Origin of the sequence: Streptomyces sp. NA04227 (assembly GCF_013364195.1) — a bacterium.
Classification (GTDB): Bacteria; Actinomycetota; Actinomycetes; order Streptomycetales; family Streptomycetaceae; genus Streptomyces.
On the sequence record NZ_CP054918.1, the window covers coordinates 2,799,201 to 2,813,639 of the forward strand.

Annotated in this window: 27 protein-coding genes; 2 read left to right on the top strand and 25 right to left on the bottom strand. The window is 70.4% G+C overall.

Annotation, left to right across the window (positions count from 1 at the left end; all coding sequences use genetic code 11):
• Positions 1–276: 276 nt before the first annotated feature.
• The 7 genes from HUT18_RS11840 to HUT18_RS11870 all read right to left on the bottom strand — a co-directional run bounded on the left by HUT18_RS11840 (position 277) and on the right by HUT18_RS11870 (position 4,647).
• Complete coding sequence (locus tag HUT18_RS11840) at positions 277–867, bottom strand: hypothetical protein (RefSeq protein WP_176100252.1); 591 nt, start codon at positions 865–867, stop codon at positions 277–279.
• Positions 868–1,150: 283 nt separating this feature from the next.
• Positions 1,151–1,627: a hypothetical protein gene (locus HUT18_RS11845; RefSeq protein ID WP_176100253.1), complete on the bottom strand. Its 477-nt coding sequence runs from the start codon at positions 1,625–1,627 to the stop codon at positions 1,151–1,153.
• 91 nt (positions 1,628–1,718) lie between these two features.
• Positions 1,719–2,516, bottom strand: a complete 798-nt coding sequence (locus HUT18_RS11850) for a hypothetical protein (RefSeq protein WP_176096579.1) — start codon at positions 2,514–2,516, stop codon at positions 1,719–1,721.
• A gap of 19 nt (positions 2,517–2,535) precedes the next feature.
• Positions 2,536–2,982: a hypothetical protein gene (locus tag HUT18_RS11855; RefSeq protein WP_176100255.1), complete on the bottom strand. Its 447-nt coding sequence runs from the start codon at positions 2,980–2,982 to the stop codon at positions 2,536–2,538.
• The gene (locus HUT18_RS11860; protein WP_176100256.1) at positions 2,982–3,170 is read right to left on the bottom strand and encodes a hypothetical protein; all 189 of its coding nucleotides are present in this window, start codon (positions 3,168–3,170) and stop codon (positions 2,982–2,984) included. The genes HUT18_RS11855 and HUT18_RS11860 overlap by 1 nt, the downstream gene beginning before the upstream one ends.
• A complete protein-coding gene (locus tag HUT18_RS11865) occupies positions 3,167–3,613 on the bottom strand; it encodes a hypothetical protein (RefSeq protein WP_176100258.1) in 447 nt (148 codons plus the stop codon). Before HUT18_RS11865 ends, HUT18_RS11860 begins: the two co-directional genes overlap by 4 nt.
• Complete coding sequence (locus tag HUT18_RS11870; protein ID WP_176100260.1) at positions 3,610–4,647, bottom strand: hypothetical protein; 1,038 nt, start codon at positions 4,645–4,647, stop codon at positions 3,610–3,612. Before HUT18_RS11870 ends, HUT18_RS11865 begins: the two co-directional genes overlap by 4 nt.
• A 136-nt stretch (positions 4,648–4,783) precedes the next feature.
• Here HUT18_RS11870 and HUT18_RS11875 point away from each other — a divergent pair, with 136 nt between their 5' ends.
• Positions 4,784–4,999 (top strand): hypothetical protein, encoded by a 216-nt coding sequence (locus tag HUT18_RS11875; RefSeq protein ID WP_176100262.1) that lies wholly within the window; start codon positions 4,784–4,786, stop codon positions 4,997–4,999.
• Between the two features lie 8 nt (positions 5,000–5,007).
• Here HUT18_RS11875 and HUT18_RS11880 read toward each other — a convergent pair whose 3' ends face one another.
• From HUT18_RS11880 to HUT18_RS11965, 18 genes are all read right to left on the bottom strand, one after another.
• A complete protein-coding gene (locus HUT18_RS11880) occupies positions 5,008–5,313 on the bottom strand; it encodes a hypothetical protein (RefSeq protein ID WP_176100263.1) in 306 nt (101 codons plus the stop codon).
• A gap of 176 nt (positions 5,314–5,489) precedes the next feature.
• A complete protein-coding gene (locus HUT18_RS11885) occupies positions 5,490–5,729 on the bottom strand; it encodes a helix-turn-helix domain-containing protein (RefSeq protein ID WP_176100265.1) in 240 nt (79 codons plus the stop codon).
• The gene (locus HUT18_RS11890; protein ID WP_176100267.1) at positions 5,726–6,106 is read right to left on the bottom strand and encodes a hypothetical protein; all 381 of its coding nucleotides are present in this window, start codon (positions 6,104–6,106) and stop codon (positions 5,726–5,728) included. The genes HUT18_RS11885 and HUT18_RS11890 overlap by 4 nt, the downstream gene beginning before the upstream one ends.
• Positions 6,107–6,165: 59 nt before the next feature.
• On the bottom strand, positions 6,166–6,351 hold the full coding sequence (locus HUT18_RS11895; RefSeq protein WP_254878540.1) for a hypothetical protein: 186 nt from the start codon (positions 6,349–6,351) through the stop codon (positions 6,166–6,168).
• A gap of 43 nt (positions 6,352–6,394) precedes the next feature.
• Complete coding sequence (locus HUT18_RS11900; RefSeq protein WP_176100271.1) at positions 6,395–6,736, bottom strand: WhiB family transcriptional regulator; 342 nt, start codon at positions 6,734–6,736, stop codon at positions 6,395–6,397.
• 280 nt (positions 6,737–7,016) lie between these two features.
• The gene (locus HUT18_RS11905; RefSeq protein WP_176100273.1) at positions 7,017–7,241 is read right to left on the bottom strand and encodes a helix-turn-helix domain-containing protein; all 225 of its coding nucleotides are present in this window, start codon (positions 7,239–7,241) and stop codon (positions 7,017–7,019) included.
• Positions 7,238–7,594 (bottom strand): hypothetical protein, encoded by a 357-nt coding sequence (locus HUT18_RS11910; protein ID WP_176100275.1) that lies wholly within the window; start codon positions 7,592–7,594, stop codon positions 7,238–7,240. The genes HUT18_RS11905 and HUT18_RS11910 overlap by 4 nt, the downstream gene beginning before the upstream one ends.
• On the bottom strand, positions 7,591–8,127 hold the full coding sequence (locus HUT18_RS11915) for a RusA family crossover junction endodeoxyribonuclease (RefSeq protein WP_176100277.1): 537 nt from the start codon (positions 8,125–8,127) through the stop codon (positions 7,591–7,593). The genes HUT18_RS11910 and HUT18_RS11915 overlap by 4 nt, the downstream gene beginning before the upstream one ends.
• The gene (locus HUT18_RS11920; RefSeq protein ID WP_176100279.1) at positions 8,124–8,807 is read right to left on the bottom strand and encodes a hypothetical protein; all 684 of its coding nucleotides are present in this window, start codon (positions 8,805–8,807) and stop codon (positions 8,124–8,126) included. Before HUT18_RS11920 ends, HUT18_RS11915 begins: the two co-directional genes overlap by 4 nt.
• On the bottom strand, positions 8,800–9,048 hold the full coding sequence (locus HUT18_RS11925; RefSeq protein WP_176100281.1) for a hypothetical protein: 249 nt from the start codon (positions 9,046–9,048) through the stop codon (positions 8,800–8,802). Before HUT18_RS11925 ends, HUT18_RS11920 begins: the two co-directional genes overlap by 8 nt.
• Positions 9,041–9,772 carry an exonuclease domain-containing protein gene (locus tag HUT18_RS11930; RefSeq protein ID WP_176100282.1) on the bottom strand — a complete coding sequence of 244 codons (732 nt, stop codon included), beginning with the start codon at positions 9,770–9,772 and terminating at the stop codon, positions 9,041–9,043. Before HUT18_RS11930 ends, HUT18_RS11925 begins: the two co-directional genes overlap by 8 nt.
• Positions 9,769–10,779: a recombinase RecT gene (locus tag HUT18_RS11935; RefSeq protein WP_176100284.1), complete on the bottom strand. Its 1,011-nt coding sequence runs from the start codon at positions 10,777–10,779 to the stop codon at positions 9,769–9,771. Before HUT18_RS11935 ends, HUT18_RS11930 begins: the two co-directional genes overlap by 4 nt.
• A 2-nt stretch (positions 10,780–10,781) precedes the next feature.
• Positions 10,782–11,831, bottom strand: a complete 1,050-nt coding sequence (locus tag HUT18_RS11940) for a YqaJ viral recombinase family protein (RefSeq protein ID WP_176100285.1) — start codon at positions 11,829–11,831, stop codon at positions 10,782–10,784.
• Positions 11,828–12,067, bottom strand: coding sequence for a hypothetical protein (locus HUT18_RS11945; protein WP_176100287.1), 240 nt, complete (start codon positions 12,065–12,067; stop codon positions 11,828–11,830). Before HUT18_RS11945 ends, HUT18_RS11940 begins: the two co-directional genes overlap by 4 nt.
• On the bottom strand, positions 12,060–12,923 hold the full coding sequence (locus HUT18_RS11950) for a hypothetical protein (RefSeq protein ID WP_176100289.1): 864 nt from the start codon (positions 12,921–12,923) through the stop codon (positions 12,060–12,062). The genes HUT18_RS11945 and HUT18_RS11950 overlap by 8 nt, the downstream gene beginning before the upstream one ends.
• Complete coding sequence (locus HUT18_RS11955; RefSeq protein ID WP_176100291.1) at positions 12,923–13,066, bottom strand: hypothetical protein; 144 nt, start codon at positions 13,064–13,066, stop codon at positions 12,923–12,925. The genes HUT18_RS11950 and HUT18_RS11955 overlap by 1 nt, the downstream gene beginning before the upstream one ends.
• An 86-nt stretch (positions 13,067–13,152) precedes the next feature.
• The gene (locus HUT18_RS11960; protein WP_176100294.1) at positions 13,153–13,443 is read right to left on the bottom strand and encodes a hypothetical protein; all 291 of its coding nucleotides are present in this window, start codon (positions 13,441–13,443) and stop codon (positions 13,153–13,155) included.
• Positions 13,440–13,715, bottom strand: a complete 276-nt coding sequence (locus HUT18_RS11965; RefSeq protein WP_176100296.1) for a helix-turn-helix domain-containing protein — start codon at positions 13,713–13,715, stop codon at positions 13,440–13,442. Before HUT18_RS11965 ends, HUT18_RS11960 begins: the two co-directional genes overlap by 4 nt.
• 244 nt (positions 13,716–13,959) lie before the next feature.
• On the opposite strand from HUT18_RS11965, the gene HUT18_RS11970 reads away from it, so the two are divergent.
• The gene (locus HUT18_RS11970) at positions 13,960–14,439 is read left to right on the top strand and encodes a helix-turn-helix transcriptional regulator (RefSeq protein ID WP_254878541.1); all 480 of its coding nucleotides are present in this window, start codon (positions 13,960–13,962) and stop codon (positions 14,437–14,439) included.

Genomic DNA, 14,439 nt, shown 5'->3' on the forward strand with positions numbered 1-14,439 from the left:
TGGGACAGCTCACGGACAGCGGCGGCGGGGTGGGCTGGCCGTCCGGGGTGGTGCGGGCCTGTTCGATCGCGGCGAACGCTTCGGAGAGGGCGTCTCCGGCCAGGCTGCGAGGCACGGTGGCCCGGTACTCGACCCGGACACCGTCCAGGACAGGTTCGACGCGTGTACGGACGATGTCCGAGCCAGTCGGGCCGGGGACGTCGTCGCAGAGCGGCGGCATGTCCGGACGGTCGTCGACGATATTGTCCGAGCTGTCCGGACTGTGTCCGGGGCGGGTCACTGCTCGCTGCCCGCTTCGTTCAGAGTCGACCCGGCCGGGGGCGTCTGCTGTCGCATCGGCTCGGCGTCGGGCACGGTCACGATCGGCACGCCGGAGGTGAGCTTCGGGTCGGGCGGCTGCGCGGCCTGGTCGTGGACGAGAGGCGGGCAGGCGGGCGGTTGGTTCCACATGGGGTGCTCGGGGCGCAGCAGGACGTACGCCACGTCCAAGAGGCGGGCCGCCGTGCTGTCGGCGGCCTCGCGGCTGACCGAGTACGGAGCGCACCGCGTGAGCGCATACGCCAGCTCGGCGACGGCTAGGGGCCGTACGCCGTCGGCGGGCCGCAGCGCCTCGTCCCACTGGAAGTCGCAGCGCTGGCAGGAGCGTTCCAGCCGCTCGGGCAACGGACCGCGCATCTTAGTGCGGCCGTTGTAGTCCCACAGGCCGCGCGGCGACTCCGGCCGGTAGCGGGTGAACGCTTCGTTGTAGGAACACTTGGTGCACACGGTCAACTCGCCGGAGTACGGCGGCAGTTCGCTGCCGAGCTGCTGCTCGCCGACCTCTTCCGGGAGCCGCTTCCTGGTCGCGGTGGTGGTGTCGTGGTTCACGGGACGTGCCCTTCGAGTCGGGTCTGATGGGTCCGTGCGGGTCACGCCGCGCCCGCGCGGGAGACGGGGATGGTAGGGCCTTCAGCTATCCCCGGCCCCGCGCCATGCCCACCCTCGGCGGTAGGCGGGAACGGGGGTGCTGAGGGACTGTTCGGCTCGGTCGCGACCGTGGCCATGCCGTCGAGCGCGAAGGCTTCTCGCCCGCCGCGAGGCGTGGCCGAGCAGGTGCGCGCGGCCTGCCGCACCGACCCCGCAGTGGCGACGGCCAGCAGCACAGCCACGGTTACAGCGGGTCCTCGCCGTTCTCGTCGACTTCGCGGCGGGCGCGCTGCTCGGCGGCGATCTCCGAGGCGGAGGCAACGGCGAGGTTGTACATGGTGGTGACGGCGTCGCCGATGTCGCGGCAGTCGGGCCGGTCGCCGTGCTCGGCGAGGACCGTGAACAGGGCGTGCGCGGTGTCCTGGTCCTGGTTGGACCATGCCGTCATGAACCGTGCGGCGAACCGCACGGGCGGTGGAAGGTCGTCGGACGAGCCCTCGCGGCCGTCCGGGGCTTCGACGTAGATCCCGAACGTGCAGTCCGGGCCGTGGTCGCGGCGGATGCCGTGCGTGGCGGTCTCGGCGAGGGAGCCGAGGAGCGCGTACGTCGAGGCGGGGCCGTCGTTGACGATCGGCTGGAGGAGGTCCAGGCCAGCCTGGTGGTCGCCTGCGACGCCGTGCGCGACTGCTTCGAGGATGGTCTTGGGGTCCGGGGCGGGCATCGGTGCGTGCCTCCTGCGTGTGGGCTGGGATGATCCGGCGGAGGGTGGCCGCTCCCGATTCGGGCGGGAGCGGCCACCTGTACGAGGTGGGTCAGAACGCGGCGGCGGTCATTTCGCGGCCCAGGGCCTCGCCAACGGCCTGCACCAGGTAACCGCGTGCCTCGTCGTGCATGTCCTTGTGGAACGCGAAGTGCACCCGCACGATCGGCTGTTCACCAGCTGCCCACGTCAACGAGTGCCCGTCGGGCTGGAGTCCGTCCGCGTCGAGCTGGGCAGCCCACGCAGCAGGATCGGCGGCAGCGTCCGGGTCTTCGACCGCGGCCACCGGCTCGTCGGCAGTCTCGGCGTGGAAGTGCGAGCCCGGCTCGGTGATGGCGGGCAGCTCCGCCGCGCAGTCGTTGCAGCGGCGGGACTTCACCCAGCCGGCCGGGCTGCGGTACTCGCCGGTCACGTCCCACGACTCATGTCGGCAGTCCGGCGTGGGACTGCACTGGTCGTCGTGGCCGATGCGACGCTCGCACGTGAACGGGGCACTGACGCGTCCGAGTTCGGCGCCGCAGCACAGGTACTCGCCGACCTGCACGCCAGCAGGGCAGGCCGCGGTGTGGGGCACCGCGTGCCCTTCCGCGTCGCATACGACGGTCACCTCCGGGACGAGCTGCCCGGAGGCGGCCAGCGCGGCGGCGATGACGACCAGGTCGGCGACATCGCCGGGGAGGTCGACGCTTCCTCCGCCCGGCGTGGTGACGCCGCAGTCGCCGAGGTCGTTGGCGACGGCCCACACCGCGCCCGTGGGGTGCCGCAGGATCTCCAGCGGCCGTTCGGTGTCGCCGGTCCATCCGGCGCGTTCAAGTGCCTCGACGACAGCGAGGCGCGAGTTCCAGGTCATCAGGAGGGTTCCCTTCAGGTCAGAAGCACAGGTCACAGGTGCAGTGGACGCGGAACAGGCGCTCGGTGCCCTGCTCGTCGCGGCGGAAGCAGGACCGGCACGCGGACATCGGCCAGTGGCCGACGGGACCGGACGTCGGGCAGTCGGGACAGCCGTTCGGCCGCGGGTCGCGGTCGCGGGTCGTGGCGACCTCGTCACGGGTCAGGGCGGGAACTTCGTACGCGGTGCTCATGGCGGTGATCTCCAGGTCTCCGAGCGGCTGCCCGGCGTCGATGTGGTCGTGAAGCTGGCGGATTCGCGTGATGGCACCGCCGCGGTCGCCGCGGCCGCTGAGCGCGCGGCGCGAGGCGGCCGGGATCTGGAACCAGCAGCCCGCGCACAGGTACAGGCGGGACGGCTTCGGCGTGCGGCAGGACCGGCAGAGGCTCCCGGTGTACGCGCCGCGCGGTGTACGGGAGGCGGCCATCAGGCGTTGGCCGGGACGAACGGCTTCTTGCCGACGCCGTCGCAGCGGGCACCGGTCGAGAACCCGGCCGCGGTCATGCCGTAGTGCCATCCGATCAGGCCCTTGCGGGTGAGGTGGAACGTACGGGGCGAGCACTTCGGGCACTCCCCGCGCGGTTTCGGCACGCCGCTGCTGGTCTTGGTCGTCATCGTGTTGGTTCTCCTTCGGGATCGTGCGGCGGGGCCGGGTGCCCCTGCCGCAGGTTCGAGGGGTGGCGGTTGCCGATCGCCAGCGCCCGGGTCACAGCCCGACCGCCGAATCGAGCGGTCGCCGCGTCGTGGCCACGCGCCTTGAGGAAGCGCAGCACTTCACCGGGCTCAACACCCTCCGGCACCGGCTGGGCCGGGCGGCGGGCCGCAGTGCCACACAGCAGGCACCCGTTCTCGGCCCCTGGTTCGACGGGGCCGCCGGGGTGCCGCGTGCAGCGGTTCGCTGGAGCGCGCTTGCCCTGCGCCTGCTTCACGAGCTGGTGCGCGCGATGCAGCTCAGCCTCCAGTTCCGCGAGCGTCGCGTCGGTCACGTCGTTCCGGGAGGTGAACGCGGTGATCTCCCGCAACGCCTGGCCGATCGCGGGCAAGTAGTCAGGGTTCACCCGTTGCTCACCGCTTCCAGGGCGCGCCTCTGCTCCTCAGCCGCCATGAGGCAGTCCGGGCAGCAGTCGACGTTGCGCAGCCGGTACTCGCGTCCGCAGCCGCAGACCCGCAGCAAGGCTGTGGGGTCCTCCTGGGGCCACTGGACGTGTTCCACAGGCTTCCTGGGGGCTCCCTGTCCGCCGGTCAGCGGGAGCAAGAACGCGCCCTGGACGGGCTTTTGCCGGGCTTCCTTCGCCGCTTTGGCGTCGTCCATGACGCAACGGCCGCAGACCTCGCGGTCGGGCCGCACGATCGTGCCTTTTTGGCAGCGAGGGCAACGACGCACGTCCTGCGCCTGCCGCGCAGGGGAGGCGTCCTCGGTCTTGTTGGGGGAATCGTCGTCTTCTCGCGCGCCCGCGCCAGCCTCAGCTTGAGGCACTACATCAGCCAACTCTTGGGTTCTCTCCTGGGTAACCCGTGGGGTGTTCGGGCCGCAGAGGCCCGAACCATTCGGGCCGCAGAGGCCCGAACCCATAGGGGCCGCAGAGGCCCGAACCGCTTCTTCTTCAGTTCGGGCCACAGCGGCCCGAACTTCGGCCCCGTCAGAGTTCGGGCCGCTGTGGCCCGAACTCTCGTCGGGCGTCTCGGCGTCTTCGGTCTTGCGAGGGCGAGCTGTCGACTTGAGGTAGTCAGCGGCGCCCGACCAGTTCGGCCACGGGCAGGTCAGCGTCACGTAGACCGTGGGGCGGCCGCGTCGGCGTTCTCCGATGGTGGCAACCACACCGGCGACGATCGCGGCCTCCAGGTACCTCCGGGCGTCCTTCTCGCGGCATCCGGCCGCCTTCGCGATGTCCTGGATGCGGATCGGTTTGCCGTCGTTGAAACGGAGTTGACCGCTGGTGGACGCCATCGCTCGGAGCGCGTACAGCATCGTGAGGAAACCGCCCTTGAGCGGCCGGGGCATCTCCCGCGTCCAGTGCCAAGCCAGCCTGTTCCCGAACTCGTGCGGCGGGCAGCCGGAAGCACGCTCCGGCTGCTGCTGCTCGTTGGTCACGGCGTCTCTTCTCGGTCGTGCAGTCGGGTGGTGGACCAGCGGCTTGCCCGTGGTCAGGTGATCACTATGAGTGCAACTTTAATCTTTGGCAAGTGTGGCAATGTTCGCCAGATTGGTCACGGGTTACACTCTTGCCATGACCGCTGCTCAGGACCCAGCCGTCCCGGAACTCCAGCCCGACGGCGTCCAGAACTTGCCGCTCACGCATGCCCGCGCCCAGCTCACAACGCTGATCGAGGACGCCCGAGAACGGAACGTGGTGACCGCCCTGACTGTGCGCGGACGCCGTCGTATCTGCCTCGTCACGCCCGAGTTCTACGAGCGCGCCAAGAAGGCTCTCGGCGAGAGCTGACCGGGCGCTCACGGACGGCCCCGAGCCTTGCGTCGGTACGCGGACATGTCCGCGACACCGGGCGGCAGGACAGGAGGGACGGGTCGGCCGTGCCGAGGCATCGGGCCCGGACACGTCGCCACGTGCGGCTTGTGCAGCCTCTCCCAGCGCATGACGGGCAGTTCGTCCGTCGGGCGGCGGGACACCCACGTGCCCGTCCCGTTTCGGTAGACCGCGGTGTTCCCTTCGACGTCCGGTTCGATGTCGACGGCCAGGCGCTTCCCGGCCTCGGTGGTGGTCCACAGCACCAGTCGGCGGCATTTCGGGCACTGCATGGTTTCTCCTCTCGCGCGCGGGGTCGAGACCGCGCCGCCCCGCAGCGGTGGGGACGGCACGGCCAGAGGGCGTGGCGGTCAGTCCACGACGATGTCGACCACCACGGCCAGGAGGAGCAGCAGCGCCAGCACGAGCGCGACCGTCACCGCTATGCGCAGCGCCCGGCCTCCGGCGCTCACTTGCGGTTCTTTCGCCCGCCCAAGCGGGACCGGAGCGTGACGTTCGCTTCAAGAAGCAGCGCCCGGGTCAGCCCGTACGACAGGCCGTGCTCGATGCCCAACTCCCGGATCGAGGCGCCCCCGTCGTACTTCCTCGCGAGGGTCTTCCGCATCGACTCGCGCTCCCCACCCCGCAGCCGGGGCCGGTACTCGGTGTCCTGGCGCGTCTTGCACTTCACCGTCGGGTCGGTGGTCATCCATCGTTCCTCTCGTGTCGATCCTTCTGCGCGGCGCGAGCATCGAGCCCGGCCGCGTAGGTCACCAGCTCCCGCAAGGAGCCGGACCGTTCGCGCCGAGCCGCCCGGAAGGCGGCCACGACCAAGGCGGTGACGGTGTCCTGGTCGCCGTTGGCGTGAGCGGTCACCAGCCGGGCGGCGAACAGCCGCTCCGGCCGACCTTCTGCGTCGCCAAGGTCGTCCAACACCCACACCTCGCCCAGACCGCTGTCGGGCGGCCCGTACAAGGCGAGGAGGGCATGAACTGCGGTGTACGCGAACACCCGGCACGCGGAGAGCACGTCGAACAGGTCGCCTCGCTCGGCGAGTTCACCGACTGCTGCGGTGACGCCGTCCACGTCCCCAGCGCGGGCAGCGTCAACGGCCGTCCGCGCCAGGTGAGTCAGCAGTCCAGGGCTCAGCACGCCTTCAGCTCCCTCTGCGCCCGGTACGCGGCTGCCGCGTCCTGCTGCTGCTCGGCCAGCGCGGCTTCGGCGCACACCTTGTGTGCCGGGGACCGCTGCGAGTCGCGCAGGTTCGTGGGCCGACCGCAGTAGCGGCACGGCTTCGCCTGCTGGTGCCAGTGGTCAGACGACGACCACACGAGCAACCCGCTTGGCGGCAGCGCCGGTTGAGGCGCCGCCGGTCTACGCTGCCGCGCTGGCACGGGCCCGCTCCTCGCGTTCCCGGCGGCGCCGCCGCTCTGCCTCGAGGCGGGCCTGGCGGATCATCTCGGCCCGCTCGCGCTCGTCGAGGCCGCCCCACACGCCGTAGTCCTCGCGGTAAGTCATGGCGTGCGTGAGGCATTGGTCGCGTACGAGGCACCGGTTACAGAACGTCTTGGCGTACTGCACGTCGAGTTCGATCGGTGCACCGGACGTGCCAGCCGGGAAGAACAGGGCGGTCGGCTCCCCGGCGCAGGCCGCGTCTTGGGTCCAGTGGTACGGGCGGGGAAGGTTGTCGGGGGCATAGCGGCTCGGTCGCGGCATCGTCGGCAACTCCTTGCTCATCGTTCGGTGTCCGGACACGTCCGTGCGCGTGTCCTCGCAGGTCAACGCCCTCGTCTGTGAAGCAGCCCCCGTATGTCCGGATTACCGTCCGGGGCATGTCCGGGACGTGTCTGCGACCCGCAGTGCTGTGTCCCGCGTAGGGGCCGGTGAAGGCCCTGGCCGAGGGAGCCGGCCCCGACGAACACCGACCCCCACAAGCCGGTCGCGCGGACAACCGCGTCGGCGGACGCCTCGCATGTCAGGAGGACTTCGAGCAACATCACGAGTCCCCGGCGCCCGCTTCACGCCAGCGGGTCACGGTCCGGTCGGCGACGCCGAGCCGCTGGGCGATGACCGACCCCGACATGCCCGCCTCGGTCATCTCCCGGCATGCGTACTTCTGCTCTTCCTCGGTCAAGGCCGGGCACGGCCCCCGGCCCGACAGGGCCCGCTCGACCGCGATGAGGTCGATGCCGCGGTGCCACGTCGAGCCGGGGAACATCACGCGAGCCCTCCCTCTCGCATGACGCGGTCGGCGAGGTGCCCACCGGCGACACAGCACGGGTAGCCGCACGTCGGCCTCACATTGCCCTCCGGGGCCCGGCCGTGGTGCCAGCGGAACGACAGCCGGTACGCGGTGTCGACCTGACACTGGTGCGCGACCACCGGAGTTCCCCGGGCTCCAGTCGCACCGGTCCAGTGCAGATGACCGCCCTCGACCTCGATCGTCCGGTCGGCGAACATCTCCTCCAGCGACGCGTAGCGCTTCCGGGGCGTCGGTGTGTGCACGGGCGTTGCTGGCGCGCCCGGCTGCACCGAGGCCGCAGCCGCGTCGAGCGCTGCCGTGTCTCCGGTCATGGCGTCACCTCGCTGTTCGGCTCGGCCCGGTACAGGTGGATGACCGCGCCCTGTACGTCCAGGACGTCGGAGACGGCCCCGTGGTCGGTGACGTACCGCTTCTCCAGGCGGCGGTAGCCGACCAGCAGCGCGTCGTCCTGGTACCCGCCGGCCGTCGTGATGGCGTCCTCCGTGCTGCGCGCGAGCTTGGAGAGGTCGGGCATCACGGCAGGGCGGGCGGGGGCGGACGGCTTGAGGACCCCGGCGTTCCGGCCGGTGCCGTAGTGGTTCTTGGGCCGGGTGAAGGAGAACACCATGGCCGCTTCCAGCGGGCCGGTCAGCGGGCGCCAGTCGCGGTGCCGGGCGATCTCCTGACGCATCGCCCACACCACGGCTTCACGCCACGGCTTGACGTGCTTGGAGGACTCCAGCATCCGACCCTTGCCGATGTGCTTCTTCGAGCCCTGCGGCGCCGGGAGCCCGTACACCTTCACGCTCAGCACCGGCCCGGGCCCGGGCCGCGTCTCGTCCTTGAACAGGGCCGTACTGGTCATCGCGCGTCACCGCCCATCAAGCCGTGGGGCAGCGCGGGGGCGTCCCGGAAGCCGGTGAGTACCAGCCGGTCGACGTCCGAGACATGGCAGTTCGCTTCGGCCTCCAGCCACCGGCCGGACAGCTCGGCGACGTCGAGGCCGGTGTCCGTGGTGACCTGGTCCATCAAGACCGTGACCGACTTCTCCAGATGCCAGCCGACGACGACGACGCTCGCGGTCCGCGCTTGCTTGTCGACCTCCAGCACCTCAACCGGCGTCGTGAACCGCTCGTCGTCGAGGGCCGCGAGGTACGTGCGTCCGAGTTCGGTGATCGCGGGCAGCAGGTTGATCGTCTGCACCAGACCCCGCACCCGGAGTTGCGCGGTCAGTGTCCCGTCGTCCTGGGCCTCACCGCCGTTGGCGAGAGCGCGCAGCAGCGCTTCGGCGGCCGCGTCGACGGGCATCTCCCTGGCGAGGCGGGTCACCCGAATCTGCGCCGCCCGCCACGCTGCGGTGTGCTTCGTGGTGGCCGCCGAGCACGGGCATCCGTAGACCGTCTTCTTGTGGTCCTGCGGGGTGAGACCAACGCACTTCAGCAGGCTGTTCCGGCCACGGCAGCACAAGTCCTCGGTGCAGCAATGGCAGTTGGGGCAGTCCTTCTTGGCGGGTCGGACGTACTCCGGCCCGAACGTCTCATGCATCGTCGTTGTCCTTCTTCGTCGTCGCCTTGCACACGCGGCATCGGCGGACGCCACCGGCGTCGAAGCTGTGAGGGGTGTCCCGGCCTTCGACCGGGCAGGGTGCCCAGACCGGGTCGGTGCGAAGCCCGGCCCGGGGCGGGTCGGTGCGGCGCTGCCCGGGCGGCGGCCACGAGCGGACCGCCGCCGCGATCGTTCCGCCACCGACGGCGATGGTGGCCAGATATAGGACGTGCTCACTCACCGGCCCGCACCCCCGACCGCATCGGCGGGATCAGCGGCCAGTCCGTACGGACAGTCGCCGCCCGGTGCTCCTTGCCCGGGGTCGACGCGAAGTGGATGCGCAAGCTCTCCTGCTGGTCGGCGGCCCAACGCACCTGCTGCTCGTGCAGTTCGATGAGGGGGACGCGGGTCAGCCACCGGTACCGGTGGGCGATCTTCCAGGTGACGCCGCAAGCGGCGACCGCGTCCGCGCTGGAGTCGTGTGCGGCATACAGCGGCACCACGTAGTGACGGCACAGGTCGTCCAGACGACGCCCGCCCGGCCGGTACCTGTCGACGTGCCGGTCCAGGACCTTCGGGTCGAGGACGAGGGGCGCCGATCGCGCGAACAGGCCGCGTACACCGTGGCGTTCCGCTTCGGCCTCCAGCATCGTCAGGTCGAACACCGCGTTCATCACGACCACCGGCAGGCCCTCGTCGACCAAGCCGGCGACAGCGTCGACGATCTCGCTGACTACGGCCCCGGCCGGGCGGCCCGCAGCGCGGGCCGCCTCGGTGGTGTAGCCGTGAACTGCCGTCGCCCCGGCGGGAATCTCGACGCCCGGGTCAGCGATCCACGTGCGCCTCTCGGTGGGACGGCCACCGCCGTAACGGACGACGGCGGCCGTCACGATCCGGTCGGTCTCGGGGTCGATCCCGGTCGTCTCCAGATCGAGCCCAACGAACGGCTTCCGATGCCACGTCACCGGCGGTCCCCCTTCCCGGTGCGGCGAGCCTTGCGGCTGCCTGAACGCTTCGGCTGCACCCGCTTGCGGGGCAGCGTCGCGACCCTCTTCGGCTCCTGCGACCCTTCAGCCACCGCGTGTGCCACCTCGGCGTCTGCGAGGGCCTGGGCGTCCTCATCAGGGGCGTGGAGAACCTGCGCCTGCCCGGCGTCTCCGGCGTCATCGGCTCGGCCGAGCTGCACCAGCTCGGCCGACATGGGCACGACCTTGTGCAGACGGCGCAGCGCCGACTTCGACCACATCGCGTCGAAGTCCGTGTGCCAGAACGAATCGTTCTTCCCGGACTCCTTGGCCCGCTTGTACGCGGCGCTGTACTCGTCGCGAATGTCCTCGGCGTCCTCGCGGGACAGGATCACGACCTGCGAGCGGGCGCCCGAGGTCATCCAGCAGAACGCGTACGCCAGGATCGGCTTCCCGCGTTCCTCGCGGGACAGCTCCAACGCAGGCTTGTGCGTGAAGTCGAGCGGCGCGGGGGCGGTGGGCTCGAAGTTCCACTCATCCCCGGCGTGGATCAGGCCGACGTGCACCGAGCCGACACGGCCGGAGCGGTACATCAGGTCGACGTAGCCCTGGTACATCGGCACGAACACGGCCAGCTTGCCCTCACGGCGGATCACCGCGTGACGGCCGTTCGGGATCAACCCGAACCTGGCGCACGTCAGCAACGCCTGGAGGAGGCTGGCGGGGGTGCAGGACGCCAGGCCGGGCAGGACCGCCCGCACGGCGGAGAAGAACGCCCCGGTGTCGACGTGGGACGGCAGCGCCTTCGTGAAGTGGGCGCCGTACCGCTCCAGCCAGGCCAGGACGGCGTCGGTGGTCTCCCCGCCGTCCTGACGCTCGGCGGCGTGCAGCTCCTCCGGGGTGCCGCCGTCGACGGTCTCGGCTGCCCTCACCGGCTGTGGCTTCTTCGGCGCCTTGGCCTCGACTGTTGCCGCGCGGACGCGGTCCTTCAGCGTGGTCGTTGTCATCGTCAGACTCCCTTCGCGGGCACGCGTAGGACACGAGCGCGGTGCTCGTCGTAGATCTCGGGGTGGTCGACCTTGAGCCCCTCGGTGTCGATGGCCTCGACCATGTGCGTGTACTTGGCGGCCAGTTCGGGGTGCGCCTCGCGGAACTTCTTCGACGCGAAGGTGCCGTTGGCCTTCCACGACCAGGCCGCTTTGCCGCCCGCCTGGGCGACCTCGTTCTCACCGGTCAGCAGACGCATCTCGTTCTCAACGAGACGCAGGTCGGCGGCGAGGGCCTTCTCCTGCTCTTTGAGGTCAGCCCGCCGGGCGCGCAGTTCCTTCGCCTTGACGACGTCGATCTCGGCGATTGTCTGAGCCTTCACCGACCAGAGCTTGGCCAGCAGGTTGGTCGTCGCCTCGTAGCCGTCGGCGGGCGGCTCGAAGCCCTCTACGACGTGCCGCTGGTACCAACTGCCGCAGTAGTCGACGAGGTAGCCGATCATCTCCTCGTCGCGTTCCAGGCGGGACCAGCGGATCGTGTTGCCGCCGACGAGCGCGGCCACGTAGCCGTGAGACCAGCCGCCGACGGCCATGTACCAGTGGCACTGGATCGCCGGGGCGTCCGGGATCTTGCCGTCCTCCCAGTCGTCGATCTGGTACGCGGAGCGGTTCTTGCACTCCAGCGGACCGGAGACTTGGCCGGTCTCATCGAGGGCGTATCGGTCGACGTTGGCGAGCATCCACGACCGGTTGACGTTCACGAGCGTGCCTGGCGGCATCACGACCGGGATTCCGGACCGCTTCGTGAACATGCGGGCGATGAAACCCTCGATCTCCGTGCCGATCTCGGCGGCCTCCGAGCTCACCTCGTCGGGGCGGCCGTGCTTGGCCTCGAAGACGTGGCGCGGGCTCGTGTACTTGCCCCCGCCGAGCCCGAGGATCGCTGCGACGTCGCTGCCGCCGATCCCGGCCCGGCGGGTGGCCTCCCACTCCTCGCGGGACGCGTCAGCGGGCAGCAGCAGCCGCGCCGTGGGCGCCTCAACGCGGGCGGCGGGTTCGATGATCGTGGTCACGCGGGGTCCTTCCGGAAGGAGTTGAGGCGGCGGTCGGCGGCTAGGGCCTCGATCTCGGCGGCGAGCCGGGTCGGGTCCTCGCTGGTCCACGCCGCGGTGGCCAGGTCCGCGCCCGATTCCAGGGCGGCGGCGGTCTGTCCGAGCACGGCCAGGAAGCGCTCGGGGTGCTCGCTCTTGGCGACCCGCTTCCGCGCCACGTCGGCGGGCGGGCGCAGGTCGCGCGGCAGGTCACGCATGAGCCCTCGCCTCCCGGCGGCAGGTGCCGCAGCGCAGGCTGACGAACTCGCCGTCGCGCCCGCGGTAGTCGACCCAGCCGCCGTCGCACTTGGTGCAGGCGTCGCGGGCGGCGGCCAGCTCGGGCAGGTAGCGGGCAGCGTCGCGGAGCGTCATGCGCGTCTCGCGGGCGGTGCGCTCCTCCTCGACGCGGCGCCCGGCCTCGCCGTAGCCGCCCAGTTCCAGGAACCGGGACGCGTCACGGGCGCTCGCGGATCGCAGTACCAGCGCGAGGGCATTCAGCAGGGCAACCGGCTCGTCGTACTCGCCGTCGCCGACCTCGTCGAGGTCGGCGTGATCGCGCAAGGCGTCCAGAGCGAGCTTCCTGTCACGCAGGTACTCGGCGAGCACCGAGGTGTACGTGTCGACGTGGCCGCACGGGTTGTCCCACTTGTCGACGGTGTACCAGTCACCGTCCTCGTGGAAGCGTTGCGGGACCGCCGAGCCGCGGGGGCCTCCGCAGCGCGGGCACTCGGCCGACAGGACGATGGAGCGGACGCTCACGCCGACGTAGCCGCTGCCCGTGCCCCGGTCGCACACCCGGTACGTCATGGACGTCGGCCTCGGCGCGGGCTTGGGCAGGCCGGCCGTGTACCGAACCCACACCGCGGTGCCGTCCTCGTGCCTGGCGTCGTACGCCTCAAACGTCCCGGCCGGGGCGTAAGCGGGCATCCGCTCAGCACGAGGGATGCGCCGCGCAGCGCCACGTCCCGCTTCGGTCGACGCGTAGACACCGGCGAGGACCCAGCCGCCGCGTGCGGCACGTGCCGCACGGACGACGTCGCTGTGCTTGGTCAGCGTGCGCCTGGTGCTGGTCATCAGCGGCCACCGCCGCTCTGGCCGGTCCGCTGCCGGGGAAAGGCCACCAGGGCGCGGCGCAAGAGCCGGTTCGCGGGGTGCCGCAGCCGGGAGCAGTGCGGGCAGGTGAGCGGGTCGTGCGGGCAGCTAGGGTTGCCGTTCAAGGTTCCTCGATTCGTCGTGGTTGAGGTGCCTGGTGATCCGGGGGCGGTGTCGGCCCTGCACGGCCTGCCGTCCCGGGGTCGCCGCTCTAGGAGGCGGCGCGCTGGCGTCGCCGCCCGGAGGGACGGAGCGCCGCCAGTTCAGGCGTCGGGGGGATCTGCACCGGCTCGTCGAAAAGGCCGGGCGGGATGACGGTGAACATCGCCTGGATCAGGGCGAGTTCGCACTCGCAGAACGACGGCTGCTGGCCGATCTTCTGGTGCGGGAGGCGCTTGATGTTGTCCTCAAGGAAACGCCGATTGCACTTCAGCTTCTGGGCCGCTTCGTTGTAGTCGTAGTTCCGCACGCTCGTGCAGCGGCAGTAGGCCCGGCCCGTCATGCCGGGACCTTCTCGCCGTGGTGGTGCGGCGAGAGCGCCGTGGCGGCCGGGCGCGAGATCCGGCCGGTCACCAAGTCGTCGATGTCGATGCCGTAGGCGTCGGCGACCGCGAAAAGAGTCGCCACGGTCGGTACGGTGCGGCCCGCGATGAGCCGAGAGATAGTCGACTCGCGTACGCCCGCGCGCTGGGCGATGGCGTGGTGCGTGAGGTCGCCGACCGATTCCGCTTTCTTGGTCAGCACGTCCGCGCAGAAGCGCAGCGTCGTGGCCATGAAACCCTCCAAAGGTCATGCATGCGTGCACGTCGTGCATGCATGCACAGACTAGACGGCATGCATGCGTGCACGCAAGTAGACACGAAGGGGCCATCTGGCGCGACTTTCAAGGTCGACTGCGCCGGTGCACCCGCCTCCAGCCTGGGCGTACTCATGATCTGCGGCCCGACCTGGAAACATGCACGCATGCACGCTATTCCCTTGGGCATGCATGCGCGCTAGCCTCCGAAGCATGCGGAGTATGGAAAACCACCCCCAAGCACCAGGGGAGACACCCTCGGCGCGATTCGGCGCACTCGTCACCGACCTGGCCACCAAGGCCGGATATGACCTCTCCCCAAGGGCCGGTGGCAAGGCGGCACTTGCCAGGGACATTGGCAGCATGAGTGCGTCCGCTGTCAGCCGCATGATCGATGGCAAAACCCTCCCGATGCCTCACCAGCTCGAAGGCATCGCCCAGGCGCTGCACGTGGACGTGAGGACACTCCTCGTGACTGCCGGAGTAATTTCAGACAAAAGCTGGCCAAAAGACGAAAATTCGCAGGTACGCTCTGTTACTCAACAGTCACAGCCGATCTCCCCAGAGGATGCGGCAAATGCCTGGGGCATCACCGACCTCGGCATCCGCAGCATGCTCATCGGCAGCATCCAGCAGGCGATCCGTCTGCAAGCTGAGGTCGACGGCCGCCGAGACACCGGGAGGGAGGCAGCAAGGGGGTAA